The organism is Mycobacterium sp. 852013-50091_SCH5140682 (assembly GCF_001665685.1).
Lineage (GTDB): Bacteria > Actinomycetota > Actinomycetes > Mycobacteriales > Mycobacteriaceae > Mycobacterium.
Map to the genome: position 1 here is coordinate 1 of NZ_LZTB01000131.1, position 14,988 is coordinate 14,988.

Annotated in this window: 12 protein-coding genes; 5 read left to right on the forward strand and 7 right to left on the reverse strand. The window is 67.1% G+C overall.

The window, feature by feature from the left end; all coding sequences use genetic code 11:
* From A5784_RS35575 to A5784_RS35585, 3 genes are all read right to left on the reverse strand, one after another.
* Window positions 1-676: FtsB family cell division protein (locus A5784_RS35575; protein WP_156750953.1), on the reverse strand; the 676-nt coding region annotated here is incomplete at its 3' end.
* Between the two features lie 30 nt (window positions 677-706).
* The gene (gene eno, locus A5784_RS35580) at window positions 707-1,996 is read right to left on the reverse strand and encodes a phosphopyruvate hydratase (protein ID WP_064949564.1); all 1,290 of its coding nucleotides are present in this window, start codon (window positions 1,994-1,996) and stop codon (window positions 707-709) included.
* A gap of 72 nt (window positions 1,997-2,068) precedes the next feature.
* Window positions 2,069-2,800, reverse strand: a complete 732-nt coding sequence (locus A5784_RS35585; RefSeq protein WP_064949565.1) for a lytic transglycosylase domain-containing protein — start codon at window positions 2,798-2,800, stop codon at window positions 2,069-2,071.
* Window positions 2,801-2,985: 185 nt separating this feature from the next.
* Here A5784_RS35585 and efeU point away from each other — a divergent pair, with 185 nt between their 5' ends.
* The 3 genes from efeU to efeB are packed head-to-tail and all read left to right on the forward strand — an operon-like array spanning window position 2,986 to window position 6,402.
* Complete coding sequence (efeU, locus tag A5784_RS35590; protein WP_064949566.1) at window positions 2,986-3,936, forward strand: iron uptake transporter permease EfeU; 951 nt, start codon at window positions 2,986-2,988, stop codon at window positions 3,934-3,936.
* Window positions 3,933-5,099 carry an iron uptake system protein EfeO gene (efeO, locus tag A5784_RS35595; protein ID WP_064949567.1) on the forward strand — a complete coding sequence of 389 codons (1,167 nt, stop codon included), beginning with the start codon at window positions 3,933-3,935 and terminating at the stop codon, window positions 5,097-5,099. Before efeU ends, efeO begins: the two co-directional genes overlap by 4 nt.
* The gene (gene efeB / locus A5784_RS35600) at window positions 5,080-6,402 is read left to right on the forward strand and encodes an iron uptake transporter deferrochelatase/peroxidase subunit (protein WP_064949568.1); all 1,323 of its coding nucleotides are present in this window, start codon (window positions 5,080-5,082) and stop codon (window positions 6,400-6,402) included. The genes efeO and efeB overlap by 20 nt, the downstream gene beginning before the upstream one ends.
* 15 nt (window positions 6,403-6,417) lie before the next feature.
* Here the strand turns inward: efeB and A5784_RS35605 are convergent, their stop codons facing one another.
* Window positions 6,418-7,203: a serine hydrolase gene (locus A5784_RS35605; protein ID WP_502687564.1), complete on the reverse strand. Its 786-nt coding sequence runs from the start codon at window positions 7,201-7,203 to the stop codon at window positions 6,418-6,420.
* Window positions 7,204-7,949: 746 nt separating this feature from the next.
* Here A5784_RS35605 and A5784_RS35610 point away from each other — a divergent pair.
* Entirely contained in the window at window positions 7,950-8,261 is a 312-nt protein-coding gene (locus A5784_RS35610; RefSeq protein WP_064949570.1) for a hypothetical protein, read from the forward strand.
* Here the strand turns inward: A5784_RS35610 and A5784_RS35615 are convergent.
* Window positions 8,251-9,297, reverse strand: a complete 1,047-nt coding sequence (locus A5784_RS35615; protein WP_064949571.1) for a nucleoside triphosphate pyrophosphohydrolase — start codon at window positions 9,295-9,297, stop codon at window positions 8,251-8,253. The genes A5784_RS35610 and A5784_RS35615 overlap by 11 nt on opposite strands.
* Window positions 9,294-12,929 carry a transcription-repair coupling factor gene (gene mfd, locus A5784_RS35620; protein ID WP_064949572.1) on the reverse strand — a complete coding sequence of 1,212 codons (3,636 nt, stop codon included), beginning with the start codon at window positions 12,927-12,929 and terminating at the stop codon, window positions 9,294-9,296. Before mfd ends, A5784_RS35615 begins: the two co-directional genes overlap by 4 nt.
* 107 nt (window positions 12,930-13,036) lie before the next feature.
* Here mfd and lysA point away from each other — a divergent pair, with 107 nt between their 5' ends.
* Window positions 13,037-14,377 (forward strand): diaminopimelate decarboxylase, encoded by a 1,341-nt coding sequence (gene lysA / locus A5784_RS35625; RefSeq protein WP_064949573.1) that lies wholly within the window; start codon window positions 13,037-13,039, stop codon window positions 14,375-14,377.
* A gap of 3 nt (window positions 14,378-14,380) precedes the next feature.
* Here lysA and A5784_RS35630 read toward each other — a convergent pair whose 3' ends face one another.
* On the reverse strand, window positions 14,381-14,974 hold the full coding sequence (locus A5784_RS35630) for a TetR/AcrR family transcriptional regulator (RefSeq protein WP_064949589.1): 594 nt from the start codon (window positions 14,972-14,974) through the stop codon (window positions 14,381-14,383).
* Window positions 14,975-14,988 lie beyond the last annotated feature (14 nt).

The window sequence follows — 14,988 nt, forward strand, 5'->3', positions numbered from 1 at the left end:
ATGCGATCGTCGGCAGCGTCAGATGTGTATAAGAGACAGGGGCAGGCGGGGCGGGCGCGATGGTCGGCGAAACCCCGTGCGGCTGATCGGCGATCGTGTGCCACAGCGAGGTGTACCAGGGCTGGCCCGCGGGCGTGGTGGAACCCGGTGCGATGGGGCCCGGCGTGTTCGGCACCGCGGCGGTGGGCGGCAACTGCACCTGATACGGCGTATCGCCGGGCATGACGAAGCCGAGCCGCTCACGCGCCTGCGCCGCGATGAACACCGGGTCGGCGAGCTTGACCTTCTGCTGTTCCAGCTCGGCGATCTGGGACCGCAGCTGCTCCTCGGTTGCCTTGAGCTGCTTCATTTCCGTCCGCTGTGCGAAGTACGTGCGCACCGGCCCCGCGATGGTCAGAGTAAGCACACACACCACCGCGGCCAGGATCGCCGCGCGCCGCGCCGCAGACCCGAAGCGCTGCTCGGACTGCAGCTCGGCTTGCTGTTCAGCCTGTACCGCAATGGCTTTGGTGATACTCTCCTCGGCCACCGGCTCCGGTGCCGAGGCGCGTGGCTCCGACACCCGCCGCCGCGCCTGGCCGGCGCGGGGACGATTCGACCCGCCGTTCTTGCCCGGGGCCCCCGGCCGGGAGGCCGGGGACCGCCGCTTGGGATCGGGTCGCTTCGCTTCGGGCATCAGATCACCACCGCATCGGGCCGGACCCGATTATTTGGCCTCCACAGCGAAACGCGGGAAAGCCAGATCACCGGCGTAGCGGGCCGCGTCGCCGAGGAGTTCCTCGATACGCAGCAGCTGGTTGTACTTGGCCACCCGCTCGCTGCGGGCCGGCGCACCGGTCTTGATCTGACCGCTGCCCACCGCGACCGCAAGATCGGCGATGGTGGTGTCCTCGGTCTCACCGCTGCGGTGGCTCATCATGGTGCGGTAGCCGCTGTTGTGGGCCAGTGCCACGGCATCCAGAGTCTCGGTGAGCGTGCCGATCTGGTTGACCTTCACCAGCAGCGCGTTGGCTGCACCCTTTTCGATGCCCTCTTCCAGGCGCTCCGGGTTGGTGACGAACAGGTCGTCGCCGACGAGCTGGACGCGGTCGCCGATGGCCGAGGTGAGCGACACCCAGCCGTCCCAATCATCCTCGGACAGCGGGTCCTCGATGGACACCAGCGGGTAGCTGTCGAGCAGCCCGGCGTAGAACTCGGACATCTGCTCGGCGCTGCGCGTTTCCTTCTCGAAGGCGTAACCCGTTCCGTCGGTGAAGAATTCGGTGGCGGCCACGTCGAGGGCCAGGGCCACATCGGTGCCGAGGGAGAACCCGGTGGTCTCGATGGCCGACGAGATCAGGTCCAGCGCGGCCCTGGTTCCGGCCACGTCCGGCGCGAAGCCGCCTTCGTCACCGAGACCGGTGGCCAGGCCCTGCTTCTTGAGCACCGACTTCAGCGCGTGGTAGACCTCGGCGCCCCAGCGCAGTGCCTCTTTGAACGACGGTGCGCCGATCGGAGCCACCATGAACTCCTGGACATCCACGCCGGTGTCGGCGTGCGCGCCACCGTTGAGGATGTTCATCATCGGCACGGGAAGGATGTGGGCGTTGGGTCCGCCGATGTAGCGGAACAGCGGCAATCCGGCAGACTCCGCGGCAGCCTTTGAAACGGCCAGGGACACACCGAGAATGGCGTTGGCGCCGAGGCGCGACTTGTCCGGGGTGCCGTCGAGGTCAAGCAGGGCCTGATCGACAAGGCGCTGATCGTCGGCGCCGAGGCCGATCACGGCGGGAGCAATCTCGTCGAGCACGGCCTCGACTGCCTTCTCGACACCCTTGCCGCCGTAGCGGGCTGCGCCGTCGCGCAACTCGACAGCCTCGTGCTCACCGGTCGACGCTCCGGAAGGCACCGCGGCCCTGGCGAACGTGCCGTCGGTCAGGGCGACTTCGACCTCGACCGTCGGGTTGCCGCGCGAATCGAGAATCTCGCGGGCTCCAACCTGCTCGATGATGGGCACTGGCTTGCTCCTTATTGCGTCGTCCGTGGATCCTGCTGGGTAAGCCTAGAGCCTGAGTGGCGGCGCGGCGTGTCAGAGGGGGTGGCCGCTCGCGTACGCCGTCGCCCAGTCGCGCACAGTACGGGCGTACTGGTCAGAGTTGTTATATGCCCTCAGGGCCTTCATCCAACCGCGGGGCGTCGACAGGTTCTTGCCGTTCCAGCAGAGGTAGCCGGCCGCGGACAACGCGGCGTCGTCGAAGTTGTCGGGACTGACTTTGCCGTCGTTGTTGCCGTCCACTCCGAACAAGCGCCAGGTTTCGGGGATGAACTGCATCGGCCCCATCGCCCGGTCCAGCGTCGCGTCGCCGTCGAGCAGGCCGTGGTCGGTGTCGGCGATGTGCAGATTGCCGGAGGTGCCGTCGAGCTGCACGCCGCGGATCGGTGGAGTCACGTCGCCGTTCGGCGCGATCATGGCGCCGCGGTAGGTGCCGTGGTGGCTCTCCACCATCCCGATCCCGGCCAGGGTGGTCCAGGCCAGCCTGCAGTTCGGGTTCTCGACCTCGGCGACGCGCGCTGCGTAGGCGTAGGCCTCCAGCGCGTTGATCGGCATGCCCAGTTTGGGTGCGCGCTCGGCGGCCCACTCGTGCAGCTGGTCGGCGGGACGGCCCTTGGCGTAGGTGTCGACGGCGGGCACCCGATCACCCGCGGGCGGCGGCACACCGTCAGGAATCGGGATGCCGAGCTGCCACGAGCAGCTGGAAGCCATCAGCAGCGCTGCCGCCACAATCACTGCGACAGCCCGCAGCCATCGAACTGGCGACACTGGACTCCCTCAACCCCTGCTCTACTCGGCCCCCATCGTCCCATGCGTCCGATGTGCCATGCGTCCGACGGTCCCCCCGGCTCGAACATATCCAGGCACTCCTCAGCCCCTGCTAAGGTGAGGCACGCCTTGCTATGGCAAGCCAAGGCTATGTTTATCTACCCGGTCTAGCGAGGACGCTACACATGATTGCCAGCGCAGACGCTGCGACGACCATCCTGGCCGCATCAAACGTCACATCACAGCTGTTCGGCAGTGGTTTGATCGGGCTGCGCGAGGGCCTGGAAACGGCGATCGTCGTATCGATCCTGGTGGCCTTCCTGGTCAAGTCCGACCGCCGCGACGCCCTGAAATGGGTGTGGCTGGGCGTCGCCGCAGCCATCACCATGACCATCACCGTCTTCCTGGTGATTCAGCTGGGAGAAAACACCATCAGCGGCCTGGGCGCCGAAGCCATCGCAGGCGTCGCATCGCTGGTGGCCGTCGTCATCGTCACCACGATGGTGCTCTGGATGCGCAAGGCCGCCGCGTCGATATCCGGCGAACTGCGTAGCGGCATGTCGCAGGCACTGGAAACCGGCGGAGTCGCCGTCGCGCTGCTCGCGTTCTTCGCGGTGGGCCGCGAAGGCGTGGAGACCGCACTGTTCATGGTCGGCTACGCCGAAGCCGAGACCCTGTGGCCGCTCATCGGGCTGATCGTCGGCGTGCTGATCGCCACTGCCATCGCCTACGGCATGTACGCCGGCGCGGTCCGCATCAACCTCGCCAAGTTCTTCACCTACACCGGCGCCTTCCTCATCGTCGTCGCCGCCGGAATCCTGGCGTACGGCATCAAGGCCTTGCAGACAGTCGGCTGGATCCCCGGCCTCGGCTCGGTCGCCTTCGACATGAGCGGTGCATTCGACTGGTCCGCCTGGTACGGCGAGATCATCCAGGGCGTCTTCAACATCGACCCGACCCCGACCGTGCTGCAACTCGCCGCGTGGCTGGCCTATCTGGCCATCGTGCTGGCCTTGTTCTTCCGCCCCGTCGGCGCCCGCACCCCGGCCAAGCCGGCTCCGTCCCAGACTCCCGACACCGCCGAGTCGACTGCCGACCCGGAACCCTCTCCCTCAGCCGAAAGGTCGACCAAGTGAAGTTCACACCTGCCGTGAAAACCGGGGTGGCGGCAACCGCCGCGCTGCTGGCCGGGTTCTCCCTGGCCAGCTGCCAGGCGAAGGATTCCAGCCCCAGCGCGGAAGGCAAGGACAAGGCCGCTCCGATCACGGTCGATGCGTCCGAGACCGGGTGCAAGCTCTCCGGCACTACCGCCACGACGGGCCCAACGACGTTCGTGGTGAACAACAGCGGCGACAAGGTCACCGAGTTCTACGTCTACGGCGAGGGCGAGCGGGTGATGGGCGAAGTGGAGAACATCTCCCCCGGCCTCAAGCGCCAGCTCATCGTGCAGCTCACCGAGCCCGGCACCTACCAGACCTCATGCCGCCCCGGGATGGTCGGCGAAGGCATCCGTGGCGACTTCACCGTGACCGGTGACGCGGTGAAGATAGACACCGAGGGCAAGTTCAAAGAGGCCGCCGACAGCTACAAGCGGTACGTGAACAGCCAGACCGATGCTCTGGTGCCCGCGACCGAGGCATTCGTGGCAGCGATCAAGGCCAAGGACATCGCGAAGGCCAAGGCGCTCTACCCGACCACCCGCACCTACTACGAACGCATCGAGCCGGTCGCCGAGTCGTTCCCCAACGATCTCGACCCGCGCGTCGACCTACGTGAAGCCGATCTGGAACCGGGCCAGAAGTGGACCGGCTTCCACCGCTTGGAGAAAGAACTGTGGGTCAGCGGCCTGCAGCCCGACTCCGCCGCCGTCGCCGACCAGTTGCTGGCCGACGTCAAGGAACTCGATGCGGGCGTGAAGGCGCCGACGTGGACGATCGATTCCACCCAGATCGCCGGTGGCGCCCAAGGCCTGCTCGACGAGATCGCCAAGAGCAAGATCAGCGGTGAAGAGGACATCTTCAGCCACACCGACCTGTGGGACTTCAAGGCCAACGTCGAGGGCTCGCAGACCGCGGTCGCCTCGGTGCGGCCGATCCTCGACGAGCGCAACGCCGATCTGGGCAAGCGGGTCGACCAGCGGTTCGCCGAGGTGGAGAAGCTGCTCGAGAAGTACCGCGACGGCGACGGTTTCGTGTCCTACGACAAAGTGACCGATGCGCAGCGCCAGGAACTGTCTCGCGCCATCGACGCGCTGAGCAACGAGGTGAGCCAGGTGCAAGGTGTCATCGCCCACCAGTGAGACCCCGTCGCATGACGCCGCCGCAACCCCGGCCGCAGGCGGCTTCTCTCGCCGCAAGCTGTTCGGTGCGGCCGGGGTCACCGCGGCGGTAGTCGGCGCGGCCAGCGCGGGTGCGCTGGCCGGCCGGGCGTCGGCAGCCAGCACACCCCACGGCGCCCTGACGGGCCCCGTCCCGTTTCGCGGTGAGCGCCAAGCAGGCATCGTCACCGAGGCGCAGGACCGGATGCACTTCTGCTCCTTTGACGTCACCACCGACAACCGCGCCGACGTGATCAACCTGCTCAAGCAGTGGACCCGGATGGCCGAACGGATGACCCGCGGCGAGGAGACCGAGGTCGGCGGAGCCGTCGACGGTAATCCGTATGCCCCCCCGTCGGACACCGGTGAGGCGCTGGGCCTGCCCGCGTCGCAGTTGACGCTGACGATCGGCTTCGGCCCATCGTTCTTCCTCAAGGACGGCAAGGACCGCTTCGGCATCGCCAAGCAACGGCCCGCCGAGCTGGAAGACCTGCCGAAGTTCCCCAACGAGACGATGGACCCGGCCCGCTGTGGCGGCGACATCTGTGTGCAAGCCTGTGCCAACGATCCCCAAGTCGCCGTGCACGCCATCCGCAACCTCGCCCGCATCGGCTTCGGCACCGTCGCCGTGCGCTACTCCCAGCTGGGATTCGGCCGCACGTCATCGACCACCCGGGACCAGGCGACGCCGCGAAACCTGTTCGGGTTCAGGGACGGAACTGCCAACCTGAAGTCCGACGAAACCGATCTACTCAACCAGAACGTGTGGGTCGCCGACAGTGACGGACCCGCCTGGCTGACCGGCGGTACCTATCTGATCTCCCGCCGCATCCGGATGTTCATCGAAAGCTGGGACCGCACAACGCTGCTCGAGCAGGAGCGCGTGATCGGCCGGCAAAAGGGCAGCGGTGCGCCGATGGGGTTGCAGCAAGAGTTCGAGGAACTCGACTTCGACATCGCCGACAACAAGGGCAATCCCCTGATCGACAAGGCCGCGCATGTCCGCCTCGCGTCGGCGCAACACAACGGCGGTATCCAGATTCTGCGTCGCGGTTACAACTTCACCGACGGCTCAGACGGATTCGGCCATCTCGATGCCGGTCTGTTCTTCATCGCATTCGTGCGCAGTCCGTCCAAGCAGTTCATCCCGATGCAGCGCGAGTTGGCTCGCAAAGATGCGCTCAACGAGTACATCACCCACACCGGGTCGGGGATCTTCGCGTGCCCGCCTGGTCTGCGCGAAGGCGACGCCTCCGCCTACTGGGGTTCGACGCTGTTCAGCTGACGCGTCGCGGATGGCTCAGCCGCTGGGGCTCAACAGGATCTGGCTGAGCCGGGTGGTGGTCGCGACTCCGTCGTCGTAACCACCCTGGCCGTTGAGCCCGTTCATGATGGCCAGCGTGTACCGCTGATTGGGGCCGGCGAAGCCCACCGAATTGATGACCCAGCCGCCCTGCTCCTCGGACCACCCGTTCTTGTTGCCGGGTGCCATCGACGGCCCTGCACCCCACACACCCCACTGCTGGTCAGGGCTGACCTTCTGCATCTCCGCGACGACGGCAGCCGCGTCGGACGGATTCAGTTGGGTGAGCGTGTAATTCATCAGGCGATCGAGATCATTGGTGGTCGACTTCTGAAAACCCCAGTATGGGAACATGTCCCCGAAACCGGGCTGCGGCCGCAGGTCCGTCATGCCGTAGCGGGGAAAGTCTGCGTTGAATGCCCGATGGTCCGGCCCGCCGTAGCGGCTCCAGAGCGAGTCGGTCGCGTCGTTGTCGGAGTCTCGCAGCATGTTCACCATGAGCTGCCGGTCATTGCCCGACAACCGCAACGCGCCCGCCCGTTCTCTGGTCAACAGGTCGACGACCATGGCCAGCTTGATGGTGGAGGCCGTCCAGATCATCGCGCCGGAGTTGGCGTTCGCGAAGCGTGCACCGGTCGCCCGGTCGCGCAGCACGTAGCCCACCGTGCCGGGCCGCGACGCCAGGTAGTTGTCCGCAGTCGCCAGGCGTGAGCGCAGGTCACATCCGGTCGCCGCGCATTCGGCGTTGGCTTGCGGCGCAACGGTTCCCAAACCGAGCACCATGACGACGGCAGCCAGCCACCTCACCTTCACTGCCTCACCCCTTCGCGTCTGCCCCGTCACCGTAATGCGGCGCGCCGGCGTCCACGCGTCGCGCAGCGCGCCCCGACCGAGCTGAGACCTGGCCGTTGCTGGTTTGTGACGGAACCCAGTTTGTGGTGACAGGCACGCCGAGTGGCCAGTTATGACACGCGATTTCTCTGCTGGCGTGGCACAACTGGCCAGTCGACGGGCTCCCGCGACGATCCCTCCGCTGCCGAGGGGCACACCTGCTAGTCGTCACACCTGCTGGTCGTCACACCTGCTGGTCGTCACACCTGCTGGTTGTCACACCTGCCACACCCGTACCTCGCCCGCGACACCACTCGTCATGCCCGGCTATTAGCGACAAAGTCGCGTAAATCGCCACGTCGGCAACTTTGGCATCACTGGTCTCGCGTCCGCCGATCCCATCCGTCACGTCTGCACCGCCAGACCAGCACTGCCTCACTGATCACGTGCCCGCGCTGCGAGCGACAAAGTCGCTAGCAGTCGGGCACGCCGAATTCTGATACAGATGCGGCTGGCGATCCCAGTGGTTCTGGTGAGCTTCGCTGCCTGGTGCCACCGTGAAAAGAGATGCAGCTGTGGCGATTTCAGCGACTTTGTCGCTAATAGCCGGGCACAACGTCACATGGTTCTCGCGCAGGGGCTGGTGGGACGCATGTGACTACAGCCGACATGTCGGTGCCCGGTGGCATCGTGCGGTCATGTCAGACAAACTGCTGCTCAAGGGAATCGAACTCCGGTACGTGCTGACCCTGCATCTGTTCCAACATGGGAAACAGTCAGTCGCCGACCTGGTCGACGCACTCGATGCCTACGGGTTCACCACCAAAGGCCGGCCGTCTAAAGCGGTTTCGGATGCGCTGCGGTGCGAAATCACCCACGGTCGGGTGTTCCGCATCAGGCACGGCCGCTACCGCCCGGCCTGGATGCCGCGTTCCACCGAATACCGCATCCGCGAGCGCGTGCTGGCGCTGCGCGCCAAGGCCGCCGAACTGAGACCTGTCAGGTGGTAGCGGCGTCGCCGGTTTCCGAATCGTCCGAGTCCTCGCCCTCGGGCTCGGACTCAGATTCGGAAGCCGACACTTCCGGCTCCGGCTCAACCGCAAAGTCGTCAGCGGGCCAGTAGTCGCGCCATTCGGCTTCGGTGATGGTGCCCAACGGCGTCACATCGAGCGACTCGGGGACGTCCTCCCCGCGACGTCCCGCCGCGACGTCGGCCTCGACCCGCCGCACGGTGTCCATGAACTCCAATACCGCTGTGCGCAGTTCGTTTTCGGCATCGGAATCGGCGGTGACAGAGATGGTGGTGATGGCAGCGGGCACAAGATCAGCGGGGAGACCGGCTTGGGTCACCCGGGAGATCACCTTCTGCGCCAACGCCAGAGCCGGCTGACCGGTGGGCACGTCGTCCATCGACGACGTGCGTGCCTTGACGGATTTCTCCTGCGCCTTGCGCTCTTCCCACTGGGCCAGCTGCTCGTCGAGTGAAATCGACTCCCCCGCAAGCACTGCCGGCACCCTGTTGCCCAGCTTGCGAACCAGCGCATCGGCGACGTCGTCGATGCTGAACGGGTGCACCGGCGCATCCTCGGCGATGCGAGCGTGGAACAACACCTGCAGCAGCACATCACCGAGCTCCTCGCGCAATTCGTCGGCGTTGCCGCCGCGGACCGCGTCGAACAGCTCGTAGGTCTCTTCCAACAGATAACGGCGTAGCGAATCGTGGGTCTGTTCGCTCTCCCACGGCCCGGCGGTGCGCAGCTTGTCCATCATGGCGACGGCGTCGACCAGCCGCTCGCCCGCCGCATGTTTCGGCGCGGAAATCACCGTGTCGCCGGCCGCGATCCGCGCAACGACGGCGGGATGCTCGGGATCGGAGGACAACAGCACCGGCGCCTCGTCACCGTCATATGCCGGACGCGCTGCAGGCAGCGACCACGGCACCTTGACCGGCATTTCCTCCGTGTACTGGACGTCACCGGCCAGGTGCGAGATCGCCTCGACCGGGACCAGTGAGGGGCGCCGCGGATCAACCAGCACAACGGTCATCGTCGCGCCTCGCTGGAAAACTTGGTCATGTCAATCTCTTCCGGCGGTTTCCCATTGAGCACCAGCACCAGACCGGCTGCCATCTGGACCAGCTCGAGATCACGGATGCGCGGTGCGCCGATCCCGTCGCCGGCCCGCGGAATGGGCACCTGGACCGTCGATGTCGTGGCGCGATAGTGCGCGCCGGGATAGAGCCGCTTGAGCCGCAATTGCGCCGAATCCGGCAGCACCATCGGTGACACCCGCAGCGTCGACGCCGACACCGCACCGATCTCGGTGATGCCGTACTCCCGGCACAGCAGCCGCAACCGGGCCACCGCGACAAGGCGCTGCGCCGGCTCGGGCAGCGGACCGTAGCGGTCGTCGAGTTCGTCGACGACGGCGGCGACGGCGGCCTCGTCGGGAGCTGCGGCCAACCTCCGATACCCCTCCAGCCGCAACCGGTCACTGCCGATGTACTCCGGCGGCAGATGCGCGTCGACCGGCAGATCGATCCGCACTTCCTTCGCTTCCTCAGCGGTGGCAACGGTTTTCCCGTCAACCGCCGCGCGGTATGCCTCCACCGCTTCGCCGACCAGCCGCACGTACAGGTCGAAACCGACGCCGGCCACGTGCCCGGATTGCTCGGCGCCCAACACATTTCCCGCGCCGCGGATCTCGAGGTCCTTCATGGCCACGGCCATGCCCGCACCCAGATCGTTGTTCTGCGCGATGGTGGCCAACCGGTCGTAGGCCGTTTCGGTCAGTGGCTGCTCCGGCGGATACAGGAAGTAGGCGTAGCCGCGCTCGCGGCTGCGGCCCACGCGGCCGCGCAACTGGTGCAGCTGTGACAGTCCGAACGTGTCAGCTCGCTCGACGATCAGCGTGTTGGCGTTGGAGATGTCCAGGCCGGTCTCGACGATCGTGGTGCACACCAGGATGTCGTATTCCCGGTTCCAGAAGCCCTCGACGGTCTTCTCCAGCATGTCTTCGTTCATCTGGCCATGCGCGACAACGACTCTCGCCTCGGGCACCAGCTGACGGATGCGGGCGGCGGCCTGGTCGATGGTCCGCACGCGGTTGTGAATGTAGAACGCCTGCCCGTCACGCAGGAGCTCACGCCGCAGTGCCGCGGCAACCTGCTTGTCGTCGTGCGGGCCGACATAGGTGAGCACCGGATAGCGCTCCTCGGGCGGGGTGAGGATCGTCGACATCTCGCGGATGCCTGCCAGGCTCATCTCCAGCGTGCGCGGGATTGGTGTCGCACTCATCGTCAGCACGTCGACGTGGGTGCGCATCGACTTGATGTGTTCCTTGTGCTCGACGCCGAACCGCTGCTCCTCGTCAACGATGATGAGACCCAGGTCTTTCCACGTCACGCCGGTCTGCAGCAGCCGGTGGGTGCCGATCACGATATCCACCGAGCCGTCTTTCATGCCCTCGATGACGGCCCGCGACTCGGCCGGATCGGTGAACCGTGACAGCCCTTTCACGGTGACCGGGAAGCCGGCCATCCGCGCCGTGAAAGTCTGCAGATGCTGATCGGCCAGCAGCGTCGTCGGCACCAGCACGGCCACCTGCTTGCCGTCCTGCACCGCCTTGAAGGCTGCCCGCACCGCGATCTCGGTCTTGCCGTAACCGACGTCGCCACAGATCACCCGGTCCATCGGCACCGGCTTCTCCATGTCGGCCTTGACCTCGGTGATGGCCGTCATCTGATCGATCGTCTCGGTGAAGCCGAACGCGTCTTCCATCTCGGCCTGCCACGGGGTGTCGGGCGCGAACGCGTGCCCGGGTGCGGCCTGCCGTTTGGCGTAGAGCGCCACCAACTCGCTGGCGATCTCCCGAACCGCCTTGCGCGCCCGGGTTTTCGTGTTGGCCCAGTCGCTTCCACCGAGCTTCGACAGGGATGGGGCTTCGCCGCCGACGTACCGCGACAGCTGATCCAGGGAATCCATCGGAACGTAGAGCCTGTCGGCGCCGCCGCCGCGTTTGGCCGACGCGTATTCCAGCACCAGGTACTCACGGCGGGCGCCGCCGATGACCCGCTCGGTCATCTCGACGAACTTGCCGATGCCGTGCTGATCGTGCACGACCAGGTCGCCTGCCGTCAGCGCCAGCGGGTCGACGACGTTACGACGTTTGGCGGCAAGCTTTTTGCCTTCTCCGGCGGTGACCCGGTTACCGGTCAGATCCGTTTCGGTGATGATCACCAAGTTCGTGCCCGGCAGGATCAGACCGCTCTGCAGGGGGCCTTTGAGCACACCGATCACGCCCGGCTTGGGCGCCGTCCCGGGCTCCAACATCGTTGCGGCGATATCGGATTCGCCGAGCTGTTCGACGACGCGGTGCGCCGTACCGGCGCCAGGCGTGACGATGGCCGCGCTGCCGCCGGTGGCCACGTGGGCCCGCAGCATCGCGAAGATCTCGTCCAAGCTCTGCTGACTGCGCGCCGACGGAGCCGGACGCATGTCCAATTCGGTGGCCGCACCGTCGGAGAGCTGCGACAGCGTCCACCAGGGATGTCCGCCCGTCACGGCACCGGCCCGCGCCTCGTCGAACGGGATGAACCCGGACGCCCCGAGCGCCTCGATGTCGATGGGAGCGTCGCCGCCGACGGCTGCCGTCGACCAGGACGCCTCCAGGAACTCGCGGCCGGTCTTGATCAGATCAGCCGCGCGAGTGCGCACCTTTTCGGGATCGCACACCAGCACCGGCGCCCCCTCGGGCAGATGCGCCGTCAGCGTCGTCGGCTCGACCGGATGCAGCAGCGGCAGCAGCGCCTCCATGCCGTCGACCGGGATGCCCTCGGCGAGCTTGGCCAGCATGTCCGGCACGCTGCCGGGCACGCTGTTCTCGTGGGTGGGATGCTCGACGGCCAGGGCCGCGGCACGTTCCCGCACCTCGGGCGTCATCAACAGCTCGCGGCACGGCACCGCGACCAGCGTCTGCACCGGCACTTCCGGGATCGAACGCTGATCGGCGATCGAGAAGGCCCGCATCTCCGACACCTCGTCACCCCAGAACTCGACCCGCACCGGATGCTCGGCCGTCGGCGGGAAGACATCCAGGATCCCGCCGCGCACCGCGAACTCACCGCGCTTGCCGACCATGTCGACGCGCGTGTAGGCGAGGTCCACCAGCCGGACGATGAGCTCCTCGAAGTCCGCCTCATCGCCCAGCGACAGGCTGACCGGCTCGATGCTGACCACATCCGGTGACATCGGCTGCAGCAACGACCGGGTGGTCGTCACCACGACCCGCAGCGGCGGCCCCAGCGTCGCGTCGTCCGGACGGGCCAACCGGCGCAGCAGCAGCAGCCGGGCCGCGACCGTCTCGACACCCGGCGACAACCGCTCGTGCGGCAGCGTCTCCCAGGACGGGAACAGGGCGACGGCGTCGCCGAACACGCCGCGCAGCTCAGCGGTCAAGTCGTCGGCCTCGCGGCCGGTCGCGGCGACCACCAGCAGCGGGCCGTGCTGGGCCAGCGCAGCGGCGACGAGGACCCGCGCGCTGGCCGGGCCGACCAGCGCGAGATCGGCGGGTCGGTCGGCGGCGCGACGGATGACGTCCTGCAGGGACGGATCGGTCAGAGCCAGCTCGATGAGACCCGCGATCGGGGTCTGGACATGGGTGTGCCCCGGTGCGGTCATGATGCGTCCATTCTAGGGGGCTGTAGTTTCGCCAAAATCGGGCCCGCCAGCATCAAGGGAGCGTCAAGGCGCCCCACAGGGAACCGACCGCGACGCACGGTGAAGTCATGACATTGCTCGACATCCTGCCCTCGCTGCGCGCAGCCGCCCCGCCCCGCCTCGACCCGGCGATCTGGCCGCTCACCACTCACGTCGACGAGCAGGGTCGCATCACCGTAGGTCGGGTGCCGCTGACCGAGATCGCCGATGAGTACCGCACCCCGGCCTACGTGCTCGACGAGGCCGACTTCCGGCACCGGGCACAGCACTATCGAAGCTCCCTGCGCGGCACCGAGGTGGTCTATGCGGGCAAGGCGTTGTTGACGACGGCCGTCGCGCGGTGGGCTCATGAAGAGGGCCTCGGCGTGGATGTGTGCTCATCGGGAGAACTGGCCACCGCGCTCGCCGGTGGCGTGCCGCCGAGCCGGGTTGTGTTGCACGGCAACGCGAAGTCATGCGACGAGCTGCACGCTGCGCTGGACGCGGGCGTCGGGCGCATCGTGGTGGACTCGTTGATGGAGATCACCTATCTCGCCGGGCTGGTGCGCCGACGGCAACAGGTTCTGCTGCGCGTGACCCCCGACATCGACATCCAGGGCCATCGGGCCGTCACGACCGGCATCTGCGATCAGAAGTTCGGTTTCACGCTGGCCGGCCGGCACGCCGCCGAGGCCGCCGCCCGCGTATTGGGCACCCCGCACCTCGAACTGGTCGGGCTGCATTGCCATATCGGTTCACAGGTGACCGATCCCGCCCTGTACGGGGAGGCGATCCGACGGCTGATCACCGCGATGGCCGACATCCGGCATCGGCATGGTGTGGTGCTGACCGAACTGAATATCGGCGGTGGGCACGGCATTCCCTACGTGACCGGGGATTCGGCGCTGGACCCCGCCGCGCTCGCCGACGTCATCGACGATGCTGTGGACGCCGCATGCGGCGCCGAGCGGTTCCCCCGGCCGCGCCTGGTGGTGGAGCCCGGGCGCGCCATCAGCGGGCGAGCCGGGGTCACGATCTACCGCGTGGGCACGGTCAAGTCGCAACCCGGTGGGCGGACGTTCGTCGCGGTCGACGGAGGGATGAGCGACAATGCCCGAGTCACGCTGTACGGCGCGAAATACACTGTGGCACTGGCAAATCGGCATGCGCTCGGGCCGACTCAGACCGTCACGGTGGTGGGCAGGCACTGCGAGGCGGGCGACGAGATCATCCGCGACGTGGCACTGCCCGCCGACATTCACCCCGGCGATCTGCTGGCCGTGCCATGCACCGGCGCCTATCACCACAGCATGGCCTCGACCTACAACATGGTGGGCCGTCCGCCGGTGGTCGCGGTGCGCGACGGGCGGGCGCGGTTGCTGGTGCGTCGCGAGACGACACCCGATCTGCTTGCCCGCGATATGGGCTGAGGGCTACTCCTCGTGCAGCACCGGGTTGGGCTCGAGGTGCGTCAGGCCGTTCCACGCGAGGTTGACCACGTGCGCGGCCACGACTTCTTTCGGCGGTTCGCGGACGTCGAGCCACCACTGCGCCGTCATGGAGACCGAACCGACCAGCGCCTGGGCATAGAGCGGGGCCAGCTCGGGGTCCAGGCCGCGCCGCGAGAAATCCCCAGCCAGGATGGAGGACACCTGGTTGACGGCATCGTTGAGCAGCGTCGCGTAGGTTCCCGAGGTGATCGCGGCCGGCGAGTCGCGGATCAGGATGCGGAACCCGTCGGTGTGCTCCTCGACGTAGGTGAGCAACGCCAGCGCCACCCGCTCGACCCGCACGCGGGAGCGGTTCTTGGTCAGCGACGACGTGATGCCGTCGAGCAACGCCGACATCTCGCGGTCGACGACGACGGCGTACAGCCCCTCTTTGCCGCCGAAGTGCTCATAGACCACGGGTTTGGACACGTTGGCGCGCTGCGCGATCTCTTCGATAGAAGTGCCGTCGTAGCCGCGCTCGGCGAACAGCGACTTGGCGATCTCGATGAGCTGCTGCCGCCGTTCGCTGCCGGTCATCCGGGCACGGGGCG